A 26,877-nucleotide genomic window follows, 5' to 3' on the forward strand; every position below is an offset into this window, starting at 1 on the left:
TGTCTCAAATTCACATAATATATTTACATATATCGTTTATTTAATATGTCCTTTTTGCTTTAGATTTAATTTTGATTTTTTATAAATATTTGATTCTGTAGCGTTAAACAACCATTTATTTTCATCTTCTGAAGTTGTTTGTGCTCTATAGTCTTCTGATTTTTTGAGGAATTTATTTAAATGAGCAAAATGATTATAAGCTACATTTGAGTCTTTTGTCATAACATCCCCTCCATCTAACATTTTATGACAAGTTATCTCTCCAATCAACTAATGTAGTAATATCATTTTCAGAAATTTCTCCATTTTCTCTAGCAACCTCAATTAGTTCATTATAATTGCTTAATGTATAGAAGGGTATATCAGCTCGTGTAAATTGGTCATCTGCTTTTTTCAAACCATAAGTAAAGATTGCTACTACACCTAATACATTTGCACCTGCAGCTTTTAGTGCATCTACTGCAGTTATTGAAGAGCCACCTGTAGATATTAAATCTTCTATAACTACTACATTTTTACCTTCACTTGATGCGCCTTCAATTTGATTCTGTTTACCATGACTTTTGCTTTTTGATCTAACGTAATTCATCGGTAAGTTCATCACTTCTGAGACATATGCTGCATGTGGAATCCCGGCTGTTGCAGTTCCTGATATAACTTCAATATCTTTAAAATGTGTTTCAATCAATGCTTGCAGGCCATCTCTAATATGAGTACGTACATCAGGAAAACCTAGTGTGATGCGATTATCACAGTATATTGGCGATTTAATACCTGAACTCCAAGTAAACGGATCATTGGGAGATAATGATACAGCTTTTATATCTAACAATGCTTGTGCAATTGATTTAGTCATGTGATTTCAACCAACTTTCTTTAATTTTTTGATAACTCGTTACCGGATTTTCACTTTGTGTAATCGGTCGTCCTACAACAATGTTTGTAGCGCCTAAAACACTTGCTTTTTCTGGTGTCGTAATACGTTGTTGATCATCTGAAGAAGTGTTTTCTGGTCTGATGCCTGGTGTCACTTTCAAGAAAGATTCACCTAATTCCTGTTTTACTAAATTTGCTTCAAGTGGTGAACATACAACGCCATCTAATCCTGATAATTGAGCTAGACGAGCATAATTCAACACTGCTTCATCCATTGTACTTTGGATATTTTGTTCATCACGCAACATTGTTTCTGTAGTCGACGTTAATTGTGTAACCGCAATAATTTTAATATTACTGTTATATTTTCTAATACCTTCTACAGCACGTTTCATCATTTCTGAACCACCAGCTGCGTGTACATTTACTAAATCGACATCTAATTTGCTTAAGCCTTCCATTGCTTTACCAACAGTGTTAGGAATATCATGCAATTTTAAATCTAAAAATATGCTATGACCACGTTTCTTAATATCAGTGATTAATGAAGGCCCAGTTTGATAAAAAAGTTCCATTCCAACTTTGACAAATAAAGGTTCATCAAATTGATTTAAAAATTGTGTAACCGCTTCTGCTGATTCAAAATCTAAAGCAATGATAGGTAGATTATTTTGCATATATATCGCCTCTCATCTATAGCTATTTTATTATATTTGCCAAGCGTGTATGGACATATGACAGCAATAATATTTTGGAATTTTTTTCATACTGACAAGGACGACTAAGAGAAAAATTTCATAAAAATATTTTTATCCTAGCCGTCTATTGCCAATAGCATTTCTTTGCATTAAAGCATAAAAATTATTTCAGTTTTTTAATTATATTTTACATATTTTTCATCGTGAAAGTCATGCTTTCTATAACGGATGTTAATGCTTCTGCAGTATCTAATGAAGTTAGACATGGTACGCCATTTTCAACAGAGGCACGTCTAATTTGAAAACCATCACGTTCAACTTCTTTCCCTTTTGTCATCGTATTGATCACAATTTGAACATCATTCGTTTGTATACGTGATAATAAATCGTTTTCTCCACCAATTTTACCTACAGTTTCTGCAGTGATATGGTTACTTTCTAATTTTTTAGCAGTACCTTCCGTAGCTAATATTTTATAGCCGACTTCATTTAAGCGAGCCGCGATATTCACAATTTCATCTTTGTCTTTATCACTTACGGTCATCAATACCGTACCATAATCTTTTACTTCCATACCACTTGCTGTCAAACCTTTATATAATGCTTTTTCCATGGTTAAATCTTTCCCCATGACTTCCCCAGTTGATTTCATTTCAGGTCCTAAGGTAATATCTACATTTTTCAATTTGTTAAAGCTAAATACCGGAGCTTTAACAAAGACACCTTCACTATATGGTTGAACGCCCTCGTTATAACCTAAATCCTTAAGTTTCTCACCTACAATAGCGCGCATGGCCAACTGTGCCATTTGAATATGCGTAATTTTACTTAAGAAAGGAACCGTACGACTCGCACGAGGATTCACTTCTAAAACATAAACACCATCATGTGCAATGACAAATTGTATATTGATTAGACCTATGATATTTAGCCCTTTCGCTAAGCGAATTGTATAATCTTCTAATGTTTTAAGTTCATTTGGTGTCAAAGATTGTGGAGGATATACCGCAATCGAATCACCTGAATGGACACCAGCGCGTTCAATATGTTCCATAATCCCTGGAATAATTACCGTTTCACCATCAGAAATAGCATCGACTTCAATTTCTTTACCTGTGAGATATCTATCAACTAATACAGGATGATCCGGACTCGCTTTCACTGCTTGATTCATATAATTGGTTAACTCTTCATCGTTATACACGATTTCCATTGCACGTCCACCTAATACATACGAAGGTCTAACTACTACAGGATAACCGATTGCACGTGCATTATTGAGCGCTTCATCAGTTGACGTTGCTGTCTTACCTTTAGGTTGAGGCACATCAATTTTATGTAACAGTGCCTCAAATTCTTTACGATCTTCCGCACGATTCAAATCTTCGAGTGACGTTCCTAAAATTTTCACACCATACTTTTCAATTTTATCTGCTAAATTAATCGCAGTTTGACCACCAAACTGTACTACTACACCTTTTGGCTGTTCAATATTTATAATATTCATGACATCTTCTTCTGTTAATGGCTCAAAATATAATTTGTCTGAAATTGAAAAGTCTGTAGATACTGTTTCAGGGTTATTATTGACGATAATAGCTTCATAACCAGCTTGTTGAATAGCCCACACAGCATGCACAGTTGCATAATCAAATTCGACACCTTGACCGATTCTTATTGGCCCTGATCCCAAGACTAATATTTTTTCTTTTTCAGTGATAATGGATTCATTTTCTTGTTCATACGTACCATAGTAATATGGTGTAGCTGATTCAAATTCTGCTGCGCATGTATCTACCATTTTATATACTGGTGAAATATTATGTTGTTTTCTTAAGTTATAAACTTCTGATTCTGACATATCAAAACGATGTGCAATAACGCGATCACTAAACCCATAACTCTTAGCAAATTTTAAATAATCTATATCTCCTTTGTGTACTTTTAAGTCATGTTCTATATCAATGATGTGCAAGAATTTATTTAAGAAGAAGTAATCAATCTTAGTCATTTCGTGTATTTCTTCTAAAGATGTACCTCTTCTTATCGCTTCTCCTATAAAGAATAAGCGCTCATCATCTTGGTCTTGTATACGCGCTTTTATATAATCTAAATCGTATATTTCACCATTTGGTAATCCCAAATGATGCACGCCATATTCGAGTGAGCGAATTGCTTTTAATAAAGACTCTTCATATGTTCGGCCAATCGCCATTACCTCACCAGTTGCTTTCATTTGTGTACCGAGCACACGTTCACCCTTTTCAAATTTATCGAAAGGAAAACGTGGGATTTTTGAAATAACATAGTCCAACGTCGGTTCAAATGCAGCATAAGAGGTTTTAGTGATTGGATTCAACATTTCATCTAATGATAAACCTATCGCTATTTTTGCAGCTAATTTTGCAATCGGATAGCCTGTAACCTTAGAAGCTAAAGCTGATGAACGTGACACACGTGGGTTCACTTCAATTATATAATATTTCATTGAGTGTGGGTCTAATGCCAGTTGTACATTACAACCACCTTCAATGCCTAAAGCACGAATAACTTTTAACGACACATCACGTAACATTTGATATTCAACATCTGATAAAGTTTGACTAGGTGCTACTACAATTGAATCGCCAGTATGTATGCCGACTGGGTCTATATTTTCCATGTTACATACAACGATGGCATTATCATTTTTATCTCGCATCACTTCATATTCAATCTCTTTAAAACCTGCGATTGATTTTTCAATTAAGCATTGTGTTGCCGGACTGTAATGTAAGCCATTCGTTACTACTTGTTTAAACTCTTCATCATTATGGCAAATACCACCACCAGTACCGCCCATCGTGAAAGCCGGTCTCACAATTAATGGATACCCTACCGCTTCTTTAAATTCAAACGCCTGTTCTAGAGTATTGACGATATCGCTTTCTGGAACTGGAACATCTAGCTCATTCATTAAGTCTCTAAATAATTCTCTATCTTCCGCTTGTTGAATAGAAGCCAATTTAGTACCTAGTAATTGTACGTTGTTCGCTTCTAATACACCGCTATCATGTAATTGAATCGCCATATTAAGCCCTGTTTGACCACCTAATGTTGGTAACAACGCATCAGGTTGTTCTTTACGAATAATACGTGCAATAAAGTCATGCGTTAAAGGTTCAATGTAGACTTTGTCAGCAATTTCATTATCTGTCATGATTGTAGCTGGATTTGAATTTACTAATATAACGCGATAACCTTCTTCTCGTAATGCTAAGCATGCTTGTGTCCCCGCATAATCAAATTCTGCAGCTTGGCCTATAATAATGGGTCCAGATCCTATAACTAAAATCGTTTTAATATCGTTACGTTTAGGCATTTGTCAAAATCTCCTTTTCTTTAAAGTCATGCATCATTTTAATAAATTCATCAAACAAATAATTTGAATCTGTAGGTCCAGGACTTGCTTCAGGATGATATTGTACTGAAAACGCAGGTAATGATTGGTGTCTTAAACCTTCAACTGTACCGTCATTAATCGCTATATGTGTTATTTCTAAAGGTGTACTGGCTAATGAATCTTTATCGATCGCATAACCATGATTTTGGCTAGTTAATGCTATTTTCCCACTCTTTAAATCTTTCACAGGATGGTTTGCCCCTCTATGTCCAAATTTCATTTTAAACGATCTAGCGCCTTGTGAAAGTGCAAATAATTGATGGCCTAAACAGATACCAAAGAAAGGAATTTTTCCTAAAATACCATTAATCATATTAACTGCAACTTTGACTTCTTCTGGATCACCAGGTCCATTAGACAACATGACACCATCTGGTGACATTCTAATAATTTCTTCTGCTGTCGAATCATAAGGTACAACTGTAACATTACAACCACGTAAATTAAGTTCTCTCACAATATTTTGTTTTTTACCAAAATCTACAAGTACAACACTTAAATCATAACCCGTAGAGACATATGGTGTTTTGGTAGACACTGTTTTCACTTCATCTCTAGGTAATTCAATTACTTTCAACTCTTCTATTAATTGTGGAATATCTGCCTTGTCATCTGTAAAAGCTGCTTTTAAAACGCCATAGTTTCTAATTTTTCGAGTAATACTACGTGTATCCACACCTGAAATACCTGGGATATCATAATCTTTTAACACTTCGTGGAATGATTTTTGCATGCGAAAATGACTCGGATATGTGCTTGCTTCTTTGACAACAACACCATTCAATGTTGGTATCAAAGATTCAAAATCATCTCGATTAATTCCGTAGTTTCCTATTAATGGATAAGTAAACGTAATAATTTGCCCTGTATAAGATGGATCTGATATCGTTTCTTGATACCCAGTCATAGCCGTATTAAATACTATTTCGCCTTTCGTTAAATGGTCCGATCCTAATGGATAACCTTCATAATATGTTCCATCTTCTAAAACTAAATAGCGTTTTTGCAACATTACTTTTCCTCCTTAAATTTAACTTCACCTTCTACCAATGTTAATACTGGAGTTCCGTATACTTTTCCACCTATAAATGGTGTGTTTGACCCTTTTGACGCAAAATCTTCTGCCCTAATCTCTTTCTCGTCTTCTAAATTAATAGCAGTAAGGTCAGCTAAACCGCCCTCTTCTAATCTTCCATAAGGTAAATCAAATATTTGAGATGGTTTAATCGTTAAATAGTCAACCAATTGTTGCAATGACCAGTTACCATTTTTTACAAAGTGTGTATACAATAATGGAAATGCTGTTTCACTACCAACAATGCCGAAAGGCGCTTTTGTCATTGGTTGTGCTTTTTCTTCTTTCGCATGTGGCGCATGGTCTGTAGCAATACAATCAATTGTCCCATCTAATAATCCTTCGATTAGTGCAGCTCGATCTGCTTTACTTCTTAAAGGTGGATTCATTTTATAAATTGCATCATCACCAGGCACATCATCTTCTGTTAATAATAAATGATGCGGTGTCACTTCTGCTGTTACATGAATTCCTGCCTTTTTAGCATCTCTTATAGCTCGTACACTTTCTTTTGTAGATACGTGACAGACATGGTAATGTGCACCTGCTGCTTCAGCTAGCAAAACATCTCTCGCAATTTGTACCGCTTCACAAATATTAGGTATCCCCGGTATGCCTAATGCTTTACTACGTTCCCCTTCATGCATAGCGCCGCCATATATCAAGCTATTATCCTCACAATGAGCAACGACTGCTTTATTCACTTTAGCTGCTTGTTGCATAGCTTCATACATCATATTTGCTTGTTGTACACCTACGCCATCATCAGTAAAAGCAAATGTGCCTAACTGGGCTAAAGCTTCAAAATCAACATGTTCAGTACCTGCTTGCCTAACTGTGATTGCACTATATGGTAAAACTCTGACGTGTGCATTTTCGTCGATTAATTTGTTTAAACGTTCTAAATTTTCAACAGAGTCAGGTACAGGTCGTGTATTTGGCATTGGACAAACTGTCGTAAAACCGCCTCTTGCAGCTGCTTGTGTTCCCGTTGCAATTGTTTCTTTATGTTCACCGCCTGGTTCACGCAAATGTACATGAATATCAACTAAACCTGGAGCAACAAAGTGTCCTTTTAAATCAATGATTTCAACATCGGCATCAACCTCTATGTCTGACGCAATTTTTTTTATGGTTTTACCTTCTATTAAAATTGAAGTGGTTTTAAGTTCACCATTTTCTAAGATTTTCGCATTAGTTAGCAATTTCATTTATTGCTGCCTCCTTTGTTTGTAATATATACTCAATTACTGCCATACGTGTATACATACCATTTTCCATCTGTTTAAAGATGCGAGATTTTTCTGCTTCTACTAAGCAATCATCTATTTCAACACCGCGATTGACAGGCGCGGGATGCATAACAATTGCAGATGACTTCAATCGATTATAACGCGCTTTTGTCAAACCAAAATTTTCATGATAATTTTGATTTTCAAAATTCATTGTTTCTTCATCACCATGTCTTTCATGCTGTACTCTTAGTAGCATGACAATGTCTATGTCCTCTATGACTTTATCTATATCAACATAAGGTGCTTCTAAAGTGTCATCTCTCCACGCTTCTGGACTTGAGAACATCACATTTGCACCGAGTGCGGTTAAACTTTGAAAGTTACTTCTCGCTACACGGGAGTTTTTAATATCTCCACATATTAATATATTTAAATCTTTAAAGGTTTCATACTCTTCGTATATTGTCATTAGGTCTAATAAACTTTGTGTTGGATGCTGTCCACTACCATCACCTGCATTAATAATCGGTAACTTAAGTGAATTTAAATCATTATAGTATGTTGTATCTGAATGTCTAATTACTAGAACATCTGCACCTACTTGTTCTAATGTTTTACACGTATCGTATAAGCTCTCACCTTTTTGAACAGAAGAAGTGCTCGTTTCGAAATCAATCAGTTTTAATCCTAATTTTTGCTCTGCTACTAAAAAGCTACTTTTCGTACGGGTAGAATTTTCAAAAAATAAGTTTGCTACAAATTTGTCTTCATAATTATGTGGTTTAAATGATCCATTTTTAATACCACTTGCAATTTCTATTAGTTCATAAATCTCATTTGTAGTTAGATGTTCCATTGATAGTAAGTTATCCATTTTTTCAGCCTCCTAGTATTGAAATAGACGTTTATTTATTTGACTCAATCTCTTGCGGTAAAATTAAGTTTAGTAGAATACCTGCCAATGCTGCTAATGCCATCCCTTCAATTTCTAAATTTATACCTATACCATTTAGATTGAAGACTAGGTTACCAATACCTATAACTAATATGACTGATGCGATGACTAGATTTCGGTTACTTGCAAAATCAACTTCACTTTCTACAAGCATTCGCAGACCACTTGCTGCAATAATTCCGAAAAGTAATATCGATACACCTCCCATAACTGGGGTTGGTATAGATGAAACTAATGCTGTGAATTTGCCTACAAATCCTAATACTATAGCGATGACTGCAGCACCTCCAATAACATATATACTATAAATTTTCGTGATAGCTAAGACACCTATATTTTCTCCGTATGTTGTACTTGGTGGGCCACCTATAATACTTGCAAACATCGTTGACACTCCGTCACCAATAATTGATTTGTCTAATCCTGGATCCTTAAAGAAATTTCTTCCTACGATTTTGTTAATCACCATTTGATGTCCAATGTGCTCACTAACTGTCACAAAAACGATTGGTATTAAGACAAGTACTAAACCTAGATGAAATGATGGTGTGTAATCTTTAAATGGTAGGTACACTTCTGGAAGTTGCAGCCATTTTGCTTCAGCTACAGGTTTAAAATTAACAAGCCCCATAAATATTGACACAATGTACCCCGTTATAATGCCGATTAATACAGGTATAAGGGACAAGAAACCTTTAAAGTATCCTTGAACTATAATCGTCACCAGCAGCGTAATCAATGCTACTACTAAATAACTTAAGTTATAGCCTTTCATATCTCCTGAATTTTCAAACATCGCCATATTGACTGCGGTAGGTGCCAGACTCAAACCAATCACCATAATAACTGGTCCAACAACAACCGGGGGAAGTAAGTGCATAAGCCACCCTGTTCCACTTAACCTAATAGCTAATCCAATAAGCACATACATCACTCCGCTCATAAACAATGCTACTAACATGTCACCTAAGCTATGTGAATTCAATCCAGTTATGATTGGTGTGATAAATGCGAAACTTGAACCTAAATATGCGGGTATTTTCGCTTGTGTAATTAATATATATAATAATGTCCCTATCCCTGATGCTAGTAAAGCAGATGATATCGGTAATCCAGTTAAAAATGGTACGAGGACAGTCGATCCAAACATTGCAAATAAATGTTGAGTGCTTAGAAATGCCCATTGTCCTAATTTAGGTTTATCTCGTACATCTAATACTGGTTTAGCTGTCCGTTCAAACATTGTTTCATTTTCCATGACTTTCCGCTTCCTCTCATAAAAAAAGTCCCTTTACATTGTTTTCATGTAAAGAGACTTAAAAAGTATCTATCCTCAAATCAAAATTCAGCTTGTTCAAACAACATTACGACTTAAATCGTTAGCATTGCTGTTTGAATACTTAGCTTAAATTAAGTTCAGATGATATGGAGAGAATCTATAGTATATGTTTTTATAATATAACTATATTTTGAAGTGTGGCTTCCTAGAAACTTGCCTTTGACTTCCACATGATTCTCTTCCCTTTTTCAGTCTCTCGTACTGAATTAAAAGGTGTTGATTTATTCAATTACAACTGCATTTCTACTATCTATTTCACTAAGAAAAACCGAGACAGCTTCTTCTCTAGCGGTCGGTATATTTTTACCAACAAAGTCTGCGCGTATTGGAAGCTCCCTATGTCCACGATCAATAAGCGTTGCTAATCCTATTTTACTAGGTCTTGCATATTGAAGTACTGCATCAAGGGATGCTCTAACTGTACGCCCAGTATATAGAACATCATCCACAATAATCACGACTTGATTTGTTATATTGACATCAATTTCATACGTCTGTTCTGCAACTTGATCTATTGTCTGTTCTAAATCATCTCTAAATTGTGTAATATCAATCGTACCTGTTGGGACAATTATTTGCTCAATTTGTTCAATTTTTTGTTGGATACGTCGTGCTAAAAATGCCCCTCTTGTTTTAATGCCTAATAAAATTAATTCATCAGTACCTTTGTTGTATTCTAAGATTTCGTGTGCAATACGTGTAACGGTTCTTTGTATTGCTGCTTCATCCATAATTACGCGTTCTGACATTTTTGGCACCTACCTTAATCTTAATGATATTAAAAAACCTCACATCTTCAGAAGACATGAGGTAGCGTAATAAAATATTACAAACAAAATGTAGAGACATATCTAAAACTTAGATGATTTCTCCATCATAACCATTTTTGTACTTGTGATTATGACTTTTATCGCGTTTTACGAAAAACTACGATGGCTTTAGCTATTGTTATAACTTAAATACTTTGTTTGTATATTCTATTTTCATTACATGTCTTCGAAGCCTCTCTGGACTTTCAATTAAAGACGTTCGTTCTTTATTAAACTGTCATTATATTATCATGAATAACATATCGTTGCAAGTCTATATTAGAATATCGTTCGTTTTATAAAAGCGATCGTTTGCCTTTAAATCATTTTTTCACTTCTAGTCATCCTTGTTGGGGTGAGATAACGAAATCTAATTAATAAAATTAGATTTCTGTTCCAATCCCATTTATATATCATGGTATTATCTAAAATTCACGATATAACTTAGCAAAGCATTATTAATTATCAGATTTACGAATATCATTTAAGAGTTGCTCAAATTCCTCTGGTAAAGGTGCTGTTTTTTCAATATACGCTTGTGTAACTGGATGTTCAAAACCGATTACTGCAGCATGCAATGCTTGACCACCAATATCTAATGTTTTTTTCTGACCATATTTGGGATCTCCTACTAATGGGTAACCAATGTATTTCATATGCACACGAATTTGGTGAGTACGGCCTGTTTCTAACTGACATTCTATTAGCGTATATTTATTAAAATGTTCTAATACATTAAAGTGAGTAATCGCGTCTTTACCATCATCAACTACAGCCATAGATTGGCGGTCATTCTTATTTCTACCAATAGGTGCATCAACAGTACCATAATCATGTGGAATGTTACCATGTACCAATGCAATATATTTACGCGTTACTGATTTATCTATCAACTGTTCTACTAAACTACGATGTGCAACATCATTTTTTGCAATCATTAATAACCCGGAAGTGTCTTTGTCAATACGATGTACAATTCCTGGACGTATCTCTCCGTTTATACCAGATAAGTCTTTCATTTGATACATTAGTCCATTTACTAATGTACCCGTATAATGACCTGCTGATGGATGTACTACCATCCCTTTAGGTTTATATACAATTGCGACATCATCGTCTTCATAATAAAAATTCAGATTAAGATTTTCTGGTTTAATATCTGCCTCAACAATTTCTTTCTCAGTTACTATAATTTTATCATTTGACTTAGTTTTATAATTGGATTTTATCACTTTACCATTGACTTTAACCAGGCCTTCTTTAATCCAATCTTGCATTTGAGTACGTGACCATTCAGTATTAAATTCAGGCAATAATTTATCTATTCGTTGTCCTACATTAGCTGGGTCGTCTATATTAAACTCATGAAATTCCATACACTATCTCTCCTATTCTTCTGTCCTCATATCCCTTAATAATGCGATTATTACTAAAACGACGCCTATAGTTAAACTAGAATCAGCTACGTTAAATATTGGAAAATTATAACTAAATATATAAGTATCAACAAAGTCTACAACTTCACCATTTAATACACGATCAATAAAGTTACCTAAAGCACCAGCAAACAATAAACTTATAGCAATTTGCATTAACAAATTATGCTTCGCTTCTTTTATAAAAAAGACAATGAGTATGATCAGAATAATGACAGTTATAATATAGAAAAAAGCCATCTTTCCACTTAAAATTCCCCATGCTGCACCATTATTTCTATGTGAAGTGATACTCAAAAAATTAGGGATTACTTCAAATGAGTCACCAATTTGCATTGTTTTAGTTATTATAAATTTTGTGATTTGATCTAATATAAGTATAACAATTGTTATAAATATAGAAATACCAATATAGTACTGACGTTTCATGTCTGTACCTCCTATTTGTTCTTCGTGCGGTCGCTTTTTACAACAACTCTCATTATATCCTAATCAAACTTATAAAAAAAGTTACAGTTCAAATAATAAGTTGATTTTTTAAAATGTTATTAAAATAGACATTATTCTAGAGTACGGAATAATAATTAAACCTAAATTGAATACCATCAGGTCCAGCTAATAATTTATGTGTTGTTTCTGGAAAATGAAAATCTACACACGCTAAACCATAAGTTCTATGATTTTCTATACGTTTTACACTTGATAACCAATTATTCACTACGAGATGTTGGTGATAACCATTTGAAGCTAAATAAACCGCACTGTCAGTTTCTAAAGAAGAAGGTACCAAACCAAAGTAATTTTTATAATATTGCTTAACTCTATTTAATCGAATTGTTTTTAAATTTATATATCCAATAATACTTTCATCAGGAATACCTTGCCACTTCTCATCTGAGACATAAGTTAGTAATTTAGGTACATTTAATGGTTTTGTTTCTAAAACTGCTTTTTCATTTTCAATAGACCATTCATCAATGGGATTATCTACATAAAACTCCAAGCCGTTTCCTTCCGTATCTTCTAAATATAATGAAGTTGAAATGTCGTGTTCGCCACCATTGATAGGTATTTTATATTCACTGAATTGCACAAGCAAGTCTGCTAAGTCTGTTTTAGATGGTAATTTTATCGCTAAGTGAAATAAACCTGCTTCTGAAACAAGAGGTTCTCTTCCCATATTGATTTGATTAAGTGTCATGAAGTGATTCAGATTACCAACCTCATATTGAATTGTAGAATATGATTCATTTACTACATTTAATCCAATAATATCTCCATAAAATTTTTTCATTTCATCTTTATCTCTTACATTTAATATAATGCCATTTACAAAATGGGCACTTTCGTTATGGAACATATTTAACACCTTTCTAATTGCTTATTGCATCCATTATATCTGATTTATTTAATTTTAAATTTTAATATGCTCATTTTAATCTTACTTTTGGATTCGTGAAATAACTCGTTTCATTTTTATATTAGCGAAAAGAAAACCTGGGACATCGTACTGATGTCTCAGGTTTTTCAAAAATATTAGTCATAACTTGTTTTAATGTAAAAATACATATCGCACTTTTTATAATTCTATTTAAATACATCAGAACAAAACCGTTTAATATTTTATGAATAACGTATTTGCCATGTTCTTACTTTAACATTTATCAATATTTAAACAAGTGTTTTAACTACTGCTTGACAACGTGGACATAGGTTATCTAATTCACCTACTGAACCCAATGATTCACTATAGTTCCAACAACGTTCACACTTTTCTCCGTGAGCATGTTCAATGTGGATATCACCATATTGATATGATTCTCCATTTTCAACTTTATCAACTACCTCCGCTTGTGAAGTAATAAATAATTGTTGTAGGTCAGAGAATTGTTGTAAAAATGTAGTCGCATCAAAGTTATCATTGCTACCGATTACCACTTTGGCTTCTAATGATTTACCAATTACTTTTTCATTACGCGCAACTTCTAAAGCACGGTTCACATCGTCACGCAATTTCATAAATGTATTCCATTTTTCCATGAATTCAGCATCAACTGCTACACGTTCAGGCATACGTGTTAAATGAACACTTTCTTCCTCTACATGTGGGATATGTGACCACACTTCTTCAGACGTATGCGCTAGGATAGGCGCTAATAATTTTGTCATGTCTACTACAATTTGGTACAACACTGTTTGCATACTGCGACGTTTATGTGCATTCTGCTCTTCAATGTACAAGATATCTTTACCGTAATCTAAATAGAAATTACTTAATTCAACGTTAATGAAATTTTGTAATTCTTGATATATATCTAAATAATCATAATTATCGTAATTGTCTAGCGTATTCGCAGTAAATTCACGTAATCTATTTAATAAATATTTATCTACTTCTAATAGCTCAGATTCTGCAATTGCATCTGTTGAAGGATTATAATCATTTAAATTACCTAACATAAATCTTAAGGTATTTCTAATTTTACGATATACATCAGAAGTTTGTTTTAAAATTTCATCAGAAATACGCACATCTGATAAATAATCTACACTACTTACCCAAAGACGCGCAATATCTGCACCTTTTTGTTTGACGATTTGATCAGGTACAATGACATTACCTAATGATTTACTCATCTTTTTACCTTCACCATCCATCACAAATCCATGCGAAAGTAACATTTTATATGGTGAAATTCCTCTCGTAGCAACAGAAGTTGTAATTGAAGAGTTAAACCAACCACGGTACTGGTCACTACCTTCTAGATATAAATCAGCAGGATATGAAAGTTCCGGACGTTCTTCTAATACACCACGGTGTGATGATCCAGAATCGAACCAAACGTCCATGATATCTGTTTCTTTTGTAAACACACCATTTGGACTGCTTGGATGTGTGAACCCTTCAGGTAGTAACTCTGCAGCTTCTCGCTCAAACCATACATTTGAACCATGTTCTTGGAATAAATCTGCAACATGATTAACAGTTTCCTTAGTCATAATAATATCGCCATTTTCCGCATAAAATACTGGTAATGGTACACCCCAAACACGTTGACGTGATATAACCCATTCGCCACGATCTCTTACCATGTTATAAATACGAGTTCTACCCCAATCAACCTTGAAGTGTGTATCTTCGATTGCATCTAAAATATCTTGACGTACTTTATCAATAGAGGCAAACCATTGTGGTGTTGCACGGAAAATAACAGGTTTTTTAGTACGCCAATCATGTGGGTAACTATGAGTAATAAATTCTAATTTTAATAATGAACCATTTTCTTTTAATAAATCTGTAATTTCTTTGTTCGCTTTATCGTAGAACATACCTTCAAATTGACCGGCTTCTTCTGTAAATACACCTTTATCATCTACAGGGCTAATAACAGGCAAGTTATATTTTTGACCTACTACAAAGTCGTCTTCCCCATGTCCAGGTGCCGTATGGACGCACCCTGTACCAGCATCTGTTGTCACATGTAATCCATTAATCACGAGTGACACACGATCAACAAAAGGATGTTGTGTTTCGATATACTCTAAGTCACTACCTTTGAATTCTTTTTCTAATTCAATGGCATCTTCGTTCCATCCTAATGCTTCAGCAACATTAGCAACTAAGTCTTTACCGATGATATATTTGTCACCATTCACATTATATTGACCATAAATTAAATCTGGGTGTACTGTGATCGCAACATTCGATGGTAATGTCCAAGGTGTAGTAGTCCAAATAACGAATTTTGCATCTTCATCAACAATACCTTTGCTATCTTTAACATCAAATGCTACATAAATAGATGGCGAACGCTTATCTTGATATTCAATTTCTGCTTCAGCAAGTGATGATTCACTAGATGGTGACCAATAAACTGGTTTTTTACCTTTGTAAATAAGACCTTTATCAGCCATTTCACCAAATAAACGAATTTGTGCAGCTTCATATTCCGGTTTTAATGTAATATATGGATCAGCAAAATCTCCTTTAACACCAAGGCGTTTAAAATCTTTTTTTTGATTTTCTATTTGTTCTAACGCAAATGCTTCACATTTTCTTCTAAATTCAGCAATTGATAATTCTTTACGCTTAACACCTTTTTTAGTAAGCGCTTGTTCGATTGGTAACCCATGTGTATCCCAACCAGGAACATATGGTGTATAGAAACCTTGCATTGTTTTATAACGCGTAATAAAATCCTTCAAAATTTTATTTAACGCATGTCCCATATGTAAGTTACCATTTGCATATGGTGGACCATCATGTAAAATATAATGTTCGTTATCTTTATTTTTGTCTAATGCTTTTTGATAAATATCATTAGCATCCCATTCTTCTTGGATTTTTGGCTCTTTATTCGGTAATCCTCCACGCATTGGAAAATTCGTTTTCGGCATTAATAACGTATCTTTGTAGTCCATTTCCTACACTCCTTATTACAATATTCTGACTTGTTTAGTATTTAACAATAAAAAGAACTCTAAGTTCAATTAACAGGGACGATATATACCGCGTTACCACCCTGATTAACTCAACTTAGAGTTCTCTCATTGCATGTTATTCAGTTAAAACTACAGTGATATAAGAAACAAATATATATTAGGCTCACACTATCCCTAACTCGCTTGAATATATCGACTGTTTCTTACGCGTCTGCTGTTTATTGTTTATTATTCTCATTATCTGTTGAACCGCTGTTATCTGTTGCTTCTGCATCCGCCTCTGCCGTACTATCTGCTTCAGCTTTTGCTTTCATCGCTTTTTCTTCTTCAGTTAATTCATTTTCATTTAAATGATTAATATTCTCTTGTGTTACTTGTTCAGAATCAAGGTCATAATTTAATAAATAATCCCAATCATCATTTTTAAGTAAATCTAACTGTGCTTCTACTAACATACGGAAACGAGATCTAAATATTTTAGATTGGCGTTTCATATCTTCTGTTTGGAAAGAAAGGCGGCGAGCTTTTTCAACTGCATCATTGACAATACGATCTGCTTCGCTTTTTGCTTTAGCAATTGTTGCCTCTGCATCTTTATTGGCTGCTGCTTTCGTCTCTTCTCCAGCTTGTTTCGCTTGAACTAATGCATCGCTCACAGATTGATGCACATCTTTATAAGATTGAATATTTGTTTCTTTATCTTCGACAACTTTTTCTAGTTGTGCTTTATCTTCTTTTAAACGTTCAATTTCATTACTGAGCTGTTCTAGATAACTTTCAACTTCAGTTGGTTCAAAACCCGTTTTCACACGAGTAAAGGATTTGTTTTTTATTTCACTTGGTGTAAAAGGCATGCGTCATTATCCTCCTTCTATCATACACTATTTTGTAATTTCATTAAATATCATAAATAAAATTTCATCTTATATGGTATCATTGCTTATTTTAGTCGTTAAAATTCGGTTGTTCTACACTTTATAAGTATAACTTATTTAAATAAAGTTTTGTAGGAAATTCGTACTTTATCTTTTTTTGTTTTTCCACCAATATCAGTAATCATTGCTCTGCCATAACCTTGAATAGATAGTAAGTCTCCTTTATCCAGTTGGAAATCTGCAGAATCAATAATCGTATGATTAACTTTAACACGTTTCTTTTCGATTAACTGTTTGCTAATGGAACGAGATTTACGAATCATTTCTTTTAGAACGACATCTAATCGTAAACCAGATACGGTTGTTTCGGATGAGTGCCAGTTCTCTACTGATTGTATCATATCTTTTATTGGTAGCGCATTTAGTTTAACTGTCGCGCCTTTAATTTTATTTAATTCCAATATAATATATGATTCTAATTGCTTTGTCAAAGTAAATTGTATGCGATTATCTACAACAATATCACCTAATTGGTCTCTTTCGATTCCCAATGACATAATTGTGCCCAAGACATGTTGGTGTTGAAGTGTAACAAATTTTTGAGGATAATCGATTTCAAAAAGAATGATTTCAAAATCTTCCACCTCAGGTTGAAAGTAATCTGGTGCTATGATGGCTCTTTGTCTCTCAGCATATGGCCCACCATAAAAAGTAACTTCTAAATCTTGAAAACTACCAACTACAACATTTAATATATATTGGCCTCTGGGATCTAAAAAGGAAGTTAATACAGGTGCAAACTGGTCGTTGGCACGATAACACTTATCGATGAGTTGATCGATTAATTCATGTTCTTCTTTTCTAAAATGTTGATAAATATCGATGTGATTTCACTCCAAATATAAGTTAAAGCACCTCGCGTTTTTAACGTTAGGTGCTTAACATTTATTTTATAATTTATTCAAATATCATTTTATCCTCAATACAAAACTTACACTAAATAATTTAAAATCAAATTAAAAATATTTTCTAAACCAGTTCGGAATAATACAAGTACAATTATTGCAACAATGGATGAAATATCAATCATGCCAATAGGTGGAATAATTTTACGGAATGGTTCTAAAAACGGTTCATACAATTTTGATAAAAATTGACCGAATTTATTTTCACGTGCGCCTGGAAGCCATGACATAAAGAAATATACAATCATCCCAAAGTAATAAATTTGAACCAAGAATAAAATAAATTGAAATATATTTGCTAATAAACCTATATCCATGAATGTTTACCTCTATTCACCTTGGTATTCCATATTTTCGATTTGGTCTGTTATGCTTCCTGCAACTTCAACATTATCTGGCGTACATAAGAATATGTCAGAACCTACACGTTGAATGTCTCCACCAATTGCATAAACGGTACCACTTAGAAAATCGATAATTCTTTTTGCAGATACTTTATCAATACGTTGTAAGTTCACTAAAGTTGCTCTGCGATTTTTTAATTCGTCCGCAATGTCTTGAGTATCTGAAAAGACGCGTGGTTCAAATAAACACATTTTAGAACTTTCTTGCGTAAAACCATAATTGTTTTGATCTTGATTATTCATGTTCACAACGTTCCTAGTATTATTTTTAGGTGCACTGTTATTCATTTGATACTTCCTTTCCCCGGTTGATTGTTGTAATCTTGTTGGTTGTTTTTTGGGTACGGACTGTATGCGTTGTCTTTCTGTATTGTCATTTTGTTGATTATTATAATTTGTTTGAGACTGCGCTTGTTGTCTATCTTGTTCTTCTTCAGGTGGCGCTTGTAAATCATCGTCTTCCTCTTCAACTACGAAAAAACCACTAAATAAATCTTTTAAAGCCACGGGGCTCACTCCTCTTTTCCTACAAGTTTAGTCCCAATTCTCACAAATGATGCACCTTCTTCGGCTGCTAAATGGTAATCATTACTCATTCCCATTGACAATTCTGTGCATGGTGCATAATTTAAATTGAGCGCTTTAATTTCATCTCTCTTTGCTCTTAATGATTTGAATAAATCTTTAATATACGGTTCATCATCCGTATAAGGTGCCATCGTCATAAGACCAATTATTTCTATGTTTTCATATTGCTCTAAATCCTTAATAAACGTATCTACCTCATCTAAAGCGATACCTTGTTTTGACGTTTCTCCAGAAACGTTGACTTGAACAAAACATTTCACTTTATGTTCAGCTCTTTTATTAATCTCTTTTGCTAATTTCAGACGATCTAAAGCGTGAAAATAGTCGATATCGTTAATGACCTCTTTAACTTTTCTTGTTTGTAAAGAACCGATAAAATGCATGACTACATCGTCTGGTAAAGCTGCTTTCTTTTGTTGAAAACCTTCTAAACGATTCTCACCAAAATGTCTAATACCTGCTTGATAAGCATCATTAGCTCGCTCTATTGTAACATATTTTGTCACTGCTATCACGTGCGGGACTGTTGTAATATTACCTTTTTCGCAATGTATTTTCAATTGTTCATTTATTTGCGCTAAACTTTGTTGTACATCCAATTTTTATACACCTCTTAGTTATTGACCAATATAAGCTAACATACGACCTGTATCGCCTTTCTCTACTCTATATGAAAAGAATAAATTTAAATCTTCCGATGTCGCATAATTCGTTATATAAATATTATTTTTCGGAACACCATCATACTCTAACAACATAGCATTCGCCTTTTTTAGGTCTATGCCATGACGATTGTCACCTCTTGTTTCGATATATTGATGAGCATCTATAGGTAATTGCTCAAACTTGCTTTTAATATCATCATTAATTTCATATGAATTTGCAGTTGCTGGTCCAATAACAACGCTTAAGTCGTTCCAATCAAATGGTATACGTTTTAACATTTGATTGACAATTTGACCTACTGTGCCACGCCAACCTGCATGAGCTAAGCCTACAAAGTGATGTTTTTCGCTATAAAAATAAATTGGTACACAATCTGCATAACACATAGTTAATAAAATGTCATTTTCAAATGTATACATACCATCTATACCATGTAATGCATTAGAAAGACTATCAATATTAGTACCTTTATCTTTGTTTGTAATTTCAACTACCTTATTTTCATGTGTTTGAATCGGGAAAACCCATTGATTTCTCGGAAACTGAATTACAGAAGCAAGTAACGCTTGGTGTCTCGTTACATTATCTTGATCATCATTAATGTATCTAGCCATATTAAATGCATCTTTCGGGTAATGGCTGTATCCTTCTTCTCTTGTTGTTATACCCAATTTCACATTCTTTAATTGATTATCGTCATATTTTAAAATATGACGATCTTTGATAAATTTCTCTTGCATGCTATAAACCTCCAGCTATTCAACATTTATAAACTATCTAAAGACATTCGGGAGATTCTAAATAATTGAAAACTATATTTTTCTACATAATAATGTAGTTCACAACAAATGATATGCCAACTTCTAAATTCAAAAAAGTCATCAGATCTTTGGACCTGATGACATTTATATATTTTATATTGTCTAAATTATTATTAATTATTATGAAAAACTAACAGAAGAAGAAGTCCATTCGAGATTAACGTCTAGTTCTTCTAGAACGTCTTTCTTCACGATTTCTGATAAAGCTAGGAATATCATCTTCATTTGTAGTATGTGTTCTACCTTCATTTGCACTGTCTGTCGTTTGTGATGCACTAGAAGAGAATGAATCTTCTTTTGCAGTTGTACTTCCAGATGATGCACTGTTGCCAAATCCAGTATTTGAAGCTTTGCGCCCTTGAGATGAAGGTTTATCTTCAAATCCAGTAGCAATGACTGTTACTACGATTTCATCTTGTAATTCTGGGTTAATCACAGTACCGAAAATCATATTAACATCTTCATCAGCTGCATCTTGAACAATGTCTGCTGCTTCTTGTGCTTCAAATAATGATAATGACTCTCCACCAGTAATGTTCATTAGCACGCCTTGTGCACCTACAATAGAAGTTTCTAATAATGGAGAAGAAATAGCTTTTTTAGCAGCTTCTACAGCACGGTTTTCACCAGAAGATACACCGATACCCATTAATGCAGAACCTTGGTTAGACATAATTGTTTTAACGTCTGCAAAGTCAAGGTTAACTTCACCTGAAACAGCGATTAAGTCTGAAATACCTTGAACACCTTGACGTAATACATTATCTGCTTCTTTAAATGCTTCCATCATTGGTGTTGACTTATCAACAATATCTAATAAACGGTCGTTAGGGATGACGATTAATGTATCAACAGCAGCTTTCATTGATTCTACACCAGCAGCTGCTTGTGTTTGACGCTTACGGCCTTCAAACCCGAATGGACGTGTAACAACACCAACTGTTAACGCTCCCATTTCTTTTGCAATTTTTGCTACAACTGGAGCAGCACCTGTACCAGTACCGCCGCCCATTCCTGCTGTTACGAATACCATATCAGCACCTTGGATTGCATCTTCAATTTGCTCACGAGATTCTTCGGCAGCTTTTTTACCAATTTCAGGGTTTGCACCAGCGCCTAAACCACGTGTTAATTTTTCACCAATTTGGATTTTAGACTCAGCTTTAGATAAGTTTAAAGCTTGTCCATCCGTATTGATTGAAATAAATTCAACATTATTCATACCATGATCAATCATTCGGTTAACAGCGTTATTTCCGCCGCCCCCTACACCGATGACTTTTAACGTCGCTAAATGATTAAATCCTTGTTCAAATTCTAACATTTAAATTTCCTCCTAGTTTTAGTGGCCAATCAATCGAATAGAGATTTCATAAGTTTCTTGAACTTACTTTCTTCTTTGTCTTGAGGTTTACTTTCTTCTTCTTGTTCTATGTTGTCTTCATGTTCGTATGCCTCAGACGCTTCTGGTTCTTCTATATCAGAAGTTGATGTATGTGGCTCTTCTTGTTTGTTTGATTTCTTTTTGAACCAATCAAATCCGCTTGACTTCGTACTATTTTCTCGATCATTTGATTCTATGACTTCTTCTTCAAATTCTTCACTGTCATGATTATTTATTGTAACATAATCTAGTAATTCGTCGAAAGTAATGCTACTAGAAATCGTTGAAATCGCTGAAGAAAACTCTGGTTTTCTTATACCCATTTGGGATGGCGTATGAATTCTTACTTTTTCACTTACCATGTCTTGCAGCAATTCTTTAACGCCTAGTAAATTGGCCGAACCACCTGTTACAACGAAACCACCATTTACTTTTGTAAGACCTAACTCTTGTAATACATCAAACACATTAAAGAATATATCTTCCACACGTGCTTCTATCACATCTGCCAAATCTTTTTGAGTAAATTGTGCTTCTTCTTCGCTATTTATTTGATCAATAGTAAACACATCATGATCCGACGCTGAATCAAAGAAAGCGTGACCATATTGATGTTTGATTTTTTCAGCCGTTTCATAAGAAGTATTTAAACCTTTTGCAATATCTTCCGTTATATCTCTACCAGCCATTTCTATAGCATCAGCATCTACAAGCTCTCCTCTTTCGTAAAATGCCAATTGTGTTATATCCTCACCAATGTCAATAATGCATGCGCCAAGTTCTTTCTCAGTTGCCGAAAGTACTGAGCCATAGTTATATGCATCAGAGTATACATCCAATACATCTACACCACAAGATTCTACACATTTAATCATGTTTATTAAAATTGATTTTTGAATCGCAATAACACCAGCTTCAACTTTCAAACTATGTCTTGCAATGAGTTCTTTAGGATCTGACACTTCATTATCGTCATCCACAACAAATTTAATTGGGAAAGCGTTTATTATTTCTGTTTCGGGTACATCATTTTTTTCACGAATACCTTCAAGTACACGCTCAATGTGTGTACCATCTAGTTCAGTATTTTCATAAAATTCAATTTCATTTGACTCATCAAATACCTCAGTTCCGATAATTGGAAGTTTTAAAAATACTTCCTTAACATCGACGCCTGATGCAATAGAGGCTTTTTTGATTGTATCTTTAACCGCTTGTTTTGCGATGTCGAAATCATCAATAAGACCATTTTTTATACCACTTGTGTAGGTCTGTCCTGTACCTATCACATTTATTCCATTGTGAAATTTTTCGCCCACTATCGCTTTAACACTTGACGAACCGATATCTATACTTACATAATAATGCTCTTCCATAGATAGGCACCTCCTGACAATAACTTATTCATGTTCACACTATTAACAGTTTACAATACGTTTTGACGCTTGTGAACTATAAACACATGTATTTGTCTAAATTTTTTAATTATTTTTGTCTGATTCTTTATTTATCTTATTTAAGGCACTTTGTAACTCGTCTTTCGCCTTATCTTCTTCTGTGTTTCCTTTGTCAACATTTTGATCACTTGTTGATTTAGTAGTACTTCCACCACTATAAGGAATAAAAGAAGCACCAACAGACAAATCAATGTAGCCTGATTTTTTTAAGCTTCCTGATTCATCACGTTCTAACGACTGTGACATTTGAGGATAATACTTCATTTTATTTGCAATAGTATTCAAATTACCCACAATTTGAATCTCATCTGTCGTATATAACTTGATTTGGTTTTGTAAATTTTCTTGCGGGTCATATTGCACTTCGGCGATCATGCTACGCACTTTTGTAGGCATTTTTGCTAATTCTTGTATTATTTTTTCTTTTTTCTCTTTTTTGAATCCTTCAAGGACGGGACCGTCATCTGTTACATTACTTTCTTCATAATTTTCTAATTCTGTTCCATCTTCAAGAATCGGTACATAATGATCTTTCTTTTTAACTAAACCAACGATTTGGCTTTCTGTCACTTTAACCTTCACCTTATTCGGCAATACTTTAGTTACTTCTGCATGCTTTATTAATTTATTCTTTTTTAAATTATTAACAGCTGATGAAGTACTATAGGTATACATTCTAGAGTCATCTTTTACATCTATCGCTTTTTTTATAGAAGCTTTAGATACATTGTCATTACCTTCAATTGTCACCGAGTTGATTTTACTCAATGGCGTGAACATATAAATAAGAATCAGTAAAATAATAAATAGCAAAATACCGAAGATTGCGTATTGGATTTGTTTTTGTTTTTTACGTCGTTTTGCACGTTTCTCTTTTAAATATTCAGAATCAAATTCACTAACTTTATCTGACATTTATTTCACAACCTTTAAAGTGAAGGTAAGTGCGCTTGGAAGCTCTTAATAAACTTATTTCCGCGCTCTTCAAATGTATTGTATTGATCCCAACTTGCACAAGCTGGTGATAATAATACAACGTCATTAGGCTCAATAACTGATTGTACTTTATCGACTGCATCTTCTACATCTGTGGCCTTTATTACATATTTACCTTGATTCTCGCCTAATTTCACAAATTTTTCTTGCGTCTCACCAAAGGTCACCATCACTCTGACATTATTCATATATGGAATCAATTCATCAAATCCATTGCCTCTGTCTAAACCACCACACAACCAAATAATGGGTTGTTCAAATGAATTTAGAGCAAACTGTGTCGCTAAAGTATTGGTAGCCTTAGAATCATTATAATATTTATTGGTTTTGTTTGAACCTACATATTGAAGTCTATGCTCTATACCGGAAAAAGTTGTCAAACTATCTATTATGGCTCTTACTGAAACCCCTGCTAACAGTGCCGCTAACACAGCTGCGAGTATATTTTCTAAATTGTGTTCACCAGGTAATACTAAGTCATCTTTATGAATAAGTCGGAAACCTTTAAATGTAATATAACCATCTTTTACGTATATACCATCAACCTCTTGTTGTGTAGAAAAGTAATACACTTTTGCTTTTAAGGATTCTGATTCAATCAGGTGACGTTGATGATAATTACATATTAAATAATCCTCTTCAGTTTGATTTTTATATATTTGTTTTTTTGCATTTTGATAATTCTCTAAATTCTCATGATAATCCAAATGTGCAGAATAAATATTTGTAATAATCGATATATGCGGCTTATATTGATCGATACCTAGTAATTGAAATGAAGAGAGTTCAGTTATAAGGTAATCCTCTTCTTCTACTTCTTGTGCCACTTTTGAAGCTACATAACCTATATTGCCAGATAATTTACCAGTAATTCTACTTTTTTTAAACATATCACCTATTAAAGAAGTGACCGTTGTTTTTCCATTTGTTCCAGTCACGCCAATAATGGGCGCTTTGGAAACTAAATAACTTAGTTCTACTTCAGTAAGTATGTGTAATCCTCGACGTTCCGCTTCTTGAATTAACGGAACCGTGTATGGAATACCTGGATTTTTAAAAATGAGGGGTTCATTATCAAGTAAGGAAAATGGATGCGCTCCACCAACAACTTTGACACCCATATTTTCTAAATCGATTGCATGTGCATCTTGGCTTAAATCTTTGCCATCGTTAACAACGACATTTGCACCAAGTTTTTGTAACAATTTCGCAGCTTCATACCCACTTTTTGCTAATCCTATTACTAATACATTTTTATTTTCTAAACCTGTATATTTCAGCAATTTAATTCACTCCAATCCATAAGCCAATAAGACCTGAAATAATACCAACTGTCCAAAATACAGTAACAACTTTTCTTTCATTCCAACCTACTAGCTCAAAGTGGTGATGTAGTGGTGACATTTTGAAAACTCTTTTTCCTGTAAGCTTATATGATGTGACTTGAATCATAACTGATAATGTTTCAGCTACAAATACAAAACCGATAAAAATAAGTGATAATTCTTGATTTAGCATAATTGAAATTGTAGCAAAAATACCGCCTAGAGCTAAACTACCTGTATCTCCCATAAATACCTTAGCGGGATTTAAATTAAAAGGTAAGAATCCAAGTAATGCGAAAATCATGATAATACAAAACAAGCCAATAGAATTTGCGCCTTGGATATATGCCATAAGCGCATACATAATAAATCCAATAATAGAAAGCCCAGTAGAAAGTCCATCTAATCCATCTGTTAAATTGACCGCATTAGAAAAACCAACCTGCCAAAATACAATGAAAATTACATATGCAATTGATAATGGTACTTCTAAACCTGTAAATGGAATATGAATTCCCGTTGAAAAGTCTGTTAGATTAAACACTTGGCTTAATATGAAGAAAACAACTGCAATAGCGATTTGAGCAAGGAATTTTTGTTTACTCGTTAATCCTTGATTGTTCTTTTTAACAACAATGATATAGTCATCAATAAAACCAATTAATCCAAAACCAATCGTCACAAACAACAACAATATAATCGGATTTGCATTATCCATAAAAATAATAGCTAATATTGATGTGACAATGATACTAAGTAGGAAAGTTAATCCTCCCATCGTCGGTGTACCTGTTTTTTTCATATGGCTTTGAGGGCCTTCTTCTCTTATACTTTGTCCAAATTTCATTCGCTTTAGTGTTGGTATCAATACAGGGACTAATATAAATGTTATTAGTAGTGCAATGATCGCTAGTAAATAAACCATATTATGCTCCTTTAATATTAAATTGGATTGATATCGTTAATGCTAAGTGCAACTTATAAATCATATGTAACGAGGCAGTAAGTATGTTTCAAATTTCAAAATTATATTTTGTATTCAACATTTAAATTACTACCTCGCATCAATTTTCAAATGATACATTTTA

The 26,877-nt window shown here is 33.8% G+C and carries 24 protein-coding genes; all 24 read right to left on the reverse strand.

The genetic code is table 11. The annotated features are described in order from the left end of the window. Positions 1-36: 36 nt before the first annotated feature. Positions 37-222: a hypothetical protein gene (locus AB1J10_RS07860; protein WP_046208688.1), complete on the reverse strand. Its 186-nt coding sequence runs from the start codon at positions 220-222 to the stop codon at positions 37-39. Between the two features lie 22 nt (positions 223-244). Beyond that, positions 245-856: an orotate phosphoribosyltransferase gene (gene pyrE / locus AB1J10_RS07865; protein WP_070037932.1), complete on the reverse strand. Its 612-nt coding sequence runs from the start codon at positions 854-856 to the stop codon at positions 245-247. After that, positions 849-1,553 carry an orotidine-5'-phosphate decarboxylase gene (gene pyrF / locus AB1J10_RS07870; RefSeq protein WP_070037935.1) on the reverse strand — a complete coding sequence of 235 codons (705 nt, stop codon included), beginning with the start codon at positions 1,551-1,553 and terminating at the stop codon, positions 849-851. The genes pyrE and pyrF overlap by 8 nt, the downstream gene beginning before the upstream one ends. Positions 1,554-1,761: 208 nt before the next feature. Next, entirely contained in the window at positions 1,762-4,935 is a 3,174-nt protein-coding gene (gene carB, locus AB1J10_RS07875; RefSeq protein WP_369003083.1) for a carbamoyl-phosphate synthase large subunit, read from the reverse strand. Beyond that, the gene (locus AB1J10_RS07880; RefSeq protein ID WP_107365344.1) at positions 4,928-6,028 is read right to left on the reverse strand and encodes a carbamoyl phosphate synthase small subunit; all 1,101 of its coding nucleotides are present in this window, start codon (positions 6,026-6,028) and stop codon (positions 4,928-4,930) included. The genes carB and AB1J10_RS07880 overlap by 8 nt, the downstream gene beginning before the upstream one ends. Next, positions 6,028-7,302, reverse strand: a complete 1,275-nt coding sequence (locus AB1J10_RS07885; RefSeq protein WP_369003085.1) for a dihydroorotase — start codon at positions 7,300-7,302, stop codon at positions 6,028-6,030. The genes AB1J10_RS07880 and AB1J10_RS07885 overlap by 1 nt, the downstream gene beginning before the upstream one ends. Beyond that, positions 7,286-8,200, reverse strand: coding sequence for an aspartate carbamoyltransferase catalytic subunit (locus AB1J10_RS07890; RefSeq protein WP_046208694.1), 915 nt, complete (start codon positions 8,198-8,200; stop codon positions 7,286-7,288). Before AB1J10_RS07890 ends, AB1J10_RS07885 begins: the two co-directional genes overlap by 17 nt. A 31-nt stretch (positions 8,201-8,231) precedes the next feature. Continuing rightward, on the reverse strand, positions 8,232-9,539 hold the full coding sequence (locus AB1J10_RS07895; RefSeq protein WP_070037946.1) for a uracil-xanthine permease family protein: 1,308 nt from the start codon (positions 9,537-9,539) through the stop codon (positions 8,232-8,234). Positions 9,540-9,841: 302 nt separating this feature from the next. Then, positions 9,842-10,369, reverse strand: a complete 528-nt coding sequence (gene pyrR, locus AB1J10_RS07900; protein WP_070037948.1) for a bifunctional pyr operon transcriptional regulator/uracil phosphoribosyltransferase PyrR — start codon at positions 10,367-10,369, stop codon at positions 9,842-9,844. A 518-nt stretch (positions 10,370-10,887) separates the two neighbouring features. Then, entirely contained in the window at positions 10,888-11,805 is a 918-nt protein-coding gene (locus tag AB1J10_RS07905; RefSeq protein ID WP_064209065.1) for an RluA family pseudouridine synthase, read from the reverse strand. Positions 11,806-11,817: 12 nt separating this feature from the next. After that, positions 11,818-12,294, reverse strand: a complete 477-nt coding sequence (lspA, locus tag AB1J10_RS07910; RefSeq protein ID WP_064209066.1) for a signal peptidase II — start codon at positions 12,292-12,294, stop codon at positions 11,818-11,820. A 136-nt stretch (positions 12,295-12,430) separates the two neighbouring features. Next, the gene (locus AB1J10_RS07915) at positions 12,431-13,225 is read right to left on the reverse strand and encodes a VOC family protein (protein ID WP_070037951.1); all 795 of its coding nucleotides are present in this window, start codon (positions 13,223-13,225) and stop codon (positions 12,431-12,433) included. 311 nt (positions 13,226-13,536) lie between these two features. Next, positions 13,537-16,287: an isoleucine--tRNA ligase gene (gene ileS / locus AB1J10_RS07920; RefSeq protein WP_046208700.1), complete on the reverse strand. Its 2,751-nt coding sequence runs from the start codon at positions 16,285-16,287 to the stop codon at positions 13,537-13,539. A 239-nt stretch (positions 16,288-16,526) separates the two neighbouring features. Continuing rightward, a complete protein-coding gene (locus tag AB1J10_RS07925; protein ID WP_369003088.1) occupies positions 16,527-17,162 on the reverse strand; it encodes a DivIVA domain-containing protein in 636 nt (211 codons plus the stop codon). A 134-nt stretch (positions 17,163-17,296) separates the two neighbouring features. Continuing rightward, positions 17,297-18,067 (reverse strand): RNA-binding protein, encoded by a 771-nt coding sequence (locus AB1J10_RS07930; RefSeq protein WP_046208702.1) that lies wholly within the window; start codon positions 18,065-18,067, stop codon positions 17,297-17,299. Positions 18,068-18,174: 107 nt separating this feature from the next. After that, on the reverse strand, positions 18,175-18,465 hold the full coding sequence (locus AB1J10_RS07935) for a YggT family protein (RefSeq protein WP_046208703.1): 291 nt from the start codon (positions 18,463-18,465) through the stop codon (positions 18,175-18,177). Positions 18,466-18,477: 12 nt separating this feature from the next. Further along, positions 18,478-19,059: a cell division protein SepF gene (locus AB1J10_RS07940; protein ID WP_046208704.1), complete on the reverse strand. Its 582-nt coding sequence runs from the start codon at positions 19,057-19,059 to the stop codon at positions 18,478-18,480. 5 nt (positions 19,060-19,064) lie between these two features. Next, positions 19,065-19,739: a YggS family pyridoxal phosphate-dependent enzyme gene (locus AB1J10_RS07945; RefSeq protein WP_070037957.1), complete on the reverse strand. Its 675-nt coding sequence runs from the start codon at positions 19,737-19,739 to the stop codon at positions 19,065-19,067. An 18-nt stretch (positions 19,740-19,757) separates the two neighbouring features. Further along, entirely contained in the window at positions 19,758-20,546 is a 789-nt protein-coding gene (gene pgeF, locus AB1J10_RS07950; RefSeq protein WP_046208706.1) for a peptidoglycan editing factor PgeF, read from the reverse strand. A 238-nt stretch (positions 20,547-20,784) separates the two neighbouring features. Beyond that, entirely contained in the window at positions 20,785-21,951 is a 1,167-nt protein-coding gene (ftsZ, locus tag AB1J10_RS07955; RefSeq protein ID WP_046208707.1) for a cell division protein FtsZ, read from the reverse strand. Positions 21,952-21,980: 29 nt separating this feature from the next. After that, positions 21,981-23,387 carry a cell division protein FtsA gene (ftsA, locus tag AB1J10_RS07960; RefSeq protein WP_369003090.1) on the reverse strand — a complete coding sequence of 469 codons (1,407 nt, stop codon included), beginning with the start codon at positions 23,385-23,387 and terminating at the stop codon, positions 21,981-21,983. Between the two features lie 105 nt (positions 23,388-23,492). Beyond that, a complete protein-coding gene (locus tag AB1J10_RS07965) occupies positions 23,493-24,383 on the reverse strand; it encodes a cell division protein FtsQ/DivIB (protein ID WP_107360190.1) in 891 nt (296 codons plus the stop codon). 14 nt (positions 24,384-24,397) lie between these two features. Further along, positions 24,398-25,747, reverse strand: a complete 1,350-nt coding sequence (murD, locus tag AB1J10_RS07970) for a UDP-N-acetylmuramoyl-L-alanine--D-glutamate ligase (RefSeq protein WP_064209076.1) — start codon at positions 25,745-25,747, stop codon at positions 24,398-24,400. Between the two features lies 1 nt (position 25,748). Continuing rightward, entirely contained in the window at positions 25,749-26,714 is a 966-nt protein-coding gene (gene mraY, locus AB1J10_RS07975; protein ID WP_046208710.1) for a phospho-N-acetylmuramoyl-pentapeptide-transferase, read from the reverse strand. Between the last annotated feature and the right edge of the window lie 163 nt (positions 26,715-26,877).

Source organism: Staphylococcus cohnii species complex 1663, assembly GCF_041008415.1.
Taxonomy (GTDB): domain Bacteria; phylum Bacillota; class Bacilli; order Staphylococcales; family Staphylococcaceae; genus Staphylococcus; species Staphylococcus ureilyticus.

Excerpts from the sequence above, each read along its gene's own strand:
- lspA (WP_064209066.1), bottom strand. The coding sequence starts at position 12,294 with ATGAAACGTCAGTACTATATTGGTATTTCTATATTTATAACAATTGTT.
- pyrF (WP_070037935.1), bottom strand. The coding sequence starts at position 1,553 with ATGCAAAATAATCTACCTATCATTGCTTTAGATTTTGAATCAGCAGAA.
- ileS (WP_046208700.1), bottom strand. The coding sequence starts at position 16,287 with ATGGACTACAAAGATACGTTATTAATGCCGAAAACGAATTTTCCAATG.
- AB1J10_RS07895 (WP_070037946.1), bottom strand. The coding sequence starts at position 9,539 with ATGGAAAATGAAACAATGTTTGAACGGACAGCTAAACCAGTATTAGAT.
- pgeF (WP_046208706.1), bottom strand. The coding sequence starts at position 20,546 with ATGCAAGAGAAATTTATCAAAGATCGTCATATTTTAAAATATGACGAT.
- mraY (WP_046208710.1), bottom strand. The coding sequence starts at position 26,714 with ATGGTTTATTTACTAGCGATCATTGCACTACTAATAACATTTATATTA.
- AB1J10_RS07885 (WP_369003085.1), bottom strand. The coding sequence starts at position 7,302 with ATGAAATTGCTAACTAATGCGAAAATCTTAGAAAATGGTGAACTTAAA.
- AB1J10_RS07860 (WP_046208688.1), bottom strand. The coding sequence starts at position 222 with ATGACAAAAGACTCAAATGTAGCTTATAATCATTTTGCTCATTTAAAT.
- AB1J10_RS07925 (WP_369003088.1), bottom strand. The coding sequence starts at position 17,162 with ATGCCTTTTACACCAAGTGAAATAAAAAACAAATCCTTTACTCGTGTG.
- carB (WP_369003083.1), bottom strand. The coding sequence starts at position 4,935 with ATGCCTAAACGTAACGATATTAAAACGATTTTAGTTATAGGATCTGGA.
- ftsA (WP_369003090.1), bottom strand. The coding sequence starts at position 23,387 with ATGGAAGAGCATTATTATGTAAGTATAGATATCGGTTCGTCAAGTGTT.
- AB1J10_RS07965 (WP_107360190.1), bottom strand. The coding sequence starts at position 24,383 with ATGTCAGATAAAGTTAGTGAATTTGATTCTGAATATTTAAAAGAGAAA.
- AB1J10_RS07880 (WP_107365344.1), bottom strand. The coding sequence starts at position 6,028 with ATGTTGCAAAAACGCTATTTAGTTTTAGAAGATGGAACATATTATGAA.
- pyrR (WP_070037948.1), bottom strand. The coding sequence starts at position 10,369 with ATGTCAGAACGCGTAATTATGGATGAAGCAGCAATACAAAGAACCGTT.
- ftsZ (WP_046208707.1), bottom strand. The coding sequence starts at position 21,951 with ATGTTAGAATTTGAACAAGGATTTAATCATTTAGCGACGTTAAAAGTC.
- AB1J10_RS07905 (WP_064209065.1), bottom strand. The coding sequence starts at position 11,805 with ATGGAATTTCATGAGTTTAATATAGACGACCCAGCTAATGTAGGACAA.
- AB1J10_RS07915 (WP_070037951.1), bottom strand. The coding sequence starts at position 13,225 with ATGTTCCATAACGAAAGTGCCCATTTTGTAAATGGCATTATATTAAAT.
- pyrE (WP_070037932.1), bottom strand. The coding sequence starts at position 856 with ATGACTAAATCAATTGCACAAGCATTGTTAGATATAAAAGCTGTATCA.
- AB1J10_RS07890 (WP_046208694.1), bottom strand. The coding sequence starts at position 8,200 with ATGGATAACTTACTATCAATGGAACATCTAACTACAAATGAGATTTAT.
- AB1J10_RS07935 (WP_046208703.1), bottom strand. The coding sequence starts at position 18,465 with ATGGATATAGGTTTATTAGCAAATATATTTCAATTTATTTTATTCTTG.